Genomic DNA, 1,924 nt, shown 5'->3' with positions numbered 1-1,924 from the left:
GCTTACCACACAAACAGATATTACCTATACATACGATGTATCCGGGAACCGCATCAGTAAAAAAGTAGGTACTACAAAACTGGTAGGTTCGGCCGAAAGTTATAAAGCTGTCACCACTTTCTATGTACGCGATGCGTCGGGCAATGTGATGAGTGTATACCAGACCGGCGAAACACCCGAAGGAGGTGCACTCAACAGTAACCTGCTTTGCCAGACCGAAGTACACCTTTACGGCAGCAGCAGGCTGGGTATACTCAATACAAAAGTAGATGTAGGCATCGAGAGCCGCACATTCCTGGCAATGACCGGTACCACCCTCGATCGCGGCGAATTGTTTACCTTTGAAAGAGGCGCTACGTTCTTTGAATTGACCAACCACCTGGGCAACGTGCTCGTTACCATCACCGACAAGCGCCTGGAAAGGACCGGCGTTCACGATGGCAACACGATAGTTGAATACTACAGCCCGGATGTAGTAACGGCCAACGATTACTATCCTTTCGGGATGCTAATGCCAGGAAGGAAATTTGATGGGGGAAGTGGGTACAGGTATGGGTTTAATGGGCAGGAGAAAAGTGATGAGATTTTTGATGGAAGTACTACTGCTGAATATTGGGAATATGATAGCAGGATTGGAAGAAGGTGGAATTTAGATCCTATTTTAAAAGAGTCTGAAAGCCCATATTTATGTTTTAGTGGAAGTCCCATTGTTCTTAGTGATATTGATGGAGACGATGCCGGAAATGATGGTAACGATCCCGATCCACCCGCGAGAGGTTCAACTATAAAAACAGATCATCAGAAAGGAGCTGTAGATGCTATTGCTCCAAATGGAGACATGGTACTAGTTGGAAACAAAAATTCTAAAGTACACACAGTTTCAACCAATCTAGGTACCGATACAAAAGCGGATTTTCGACTAACCTATTTTTACATAGAAGGTGAAAATGGGGGATGGTCGTGGGATAATGAACATAAAGCTTTTATGAGGCGGGGAATAGAATTTGATAATGGAATATGGTTTGCTATATGGAATAAAGTTGGAATGACTACTGGTACTAATCTTTCGGAAGCAACCACCAATGTCATTAATGGAGAACCTCTTAAAGATACGCGACAAGCCTATTCACAATACAAGCAGAATGGTGGCGGTGGGGCAGTCCCCGGATTTATATTCACAGGATTAAAAGGAAGCGTAACTAACTGGTGGTCTGATCTTAATGCAGGAGGTAGCCGTTCTAGAGATGCATGGATTGGATTTTGGCAATTCACGTCTCAATCAGCAAAAAGTTCCGTTTTTAGAACAGTTAGCCCTACGACTAAAAAATTATTGCCGATCCAAATACATCACTTTGCTACAAATAAGAACAAAATTTTCACTCCTCAAATGGCTGCTATCGCTAAGCAGTTTAATTTAACCCTTGACGGTGGCTGGAATAAAATGGCATTACCACATTTAGGTAGACATCCAAACGCTTATCATATCTTTGTATTAAAAGGTATGCAATCTGCAGCAGCAAGTGCAGGAGGCAGCCAGGCACAGTTTATTAAACTTTTTAATAAATATGTTATCGATCCTGTTGTGAAAAATCCTCAACTTTTACGTAAAGCTGGTTGGCAATGATGAACTATTATCTTTTAAGCGGAAAAAATTCACCTATGGTGACGAGTGCGTTTGCACCGGAAGGTGCAAAACCTGCGCATGAATTAATTGGTGAATTAACCGATAAGAATGAATTGCCTTTTGAGTTTAATTTATATTTACTCAAAGAAGTAAAAGGCGCTCTAGTACAAACCAAAGACCTTAAAGATGTAAAAAAAATATGGCTAGATTATCAACCTAATAGTCTTGCATGGCCATTGTTATCAGAAAAGTTAATGACAATAATAGAAAATAACTTGACAGGTAACGAAAATTTAGAAT

Annotated in this window: 2 protein-coding genes; both read left to right on the top strand. The window is 41.1% G+C overall.

Annotation, left to right across the window (positions count from 1 at the left end; all coding sequences use genetic code 11):
* On the top strand, positions 1-1,624 hold a 1,624-nt coding region (locus tag EGI32_RS11050; RefSeq protein ID WP_255155432.1), incomplete at its 5' end, for an AHH domain-containing protein.
* The coding region (locus EGI32_RS11045) for a hypothetical protein (RefSeq protein WP_255155431.1) at positions 1,621-1,924 on the top strand (304 nt) is incomplete at its 3' end. The genes EGI32_RS11050 and EGI32_RS11045, both read left to right, overlap by 4 nt.

It is taken from the genome of Ferruginibacter sp. HRS2-29 (assembly GCF_024343615.1).
In the GTDB taxonomy this organism is placed as follows: domain Bacteria; phylum Bacteroidota; class Bacteroidia; order Chitinophagales; family Chitinophagaceae; genus Ferruginibacter.
Note: the sequence above shows the minus strand (reverse complement) of the source record. Positions and strands in the feature narration are given on the sequence as shown.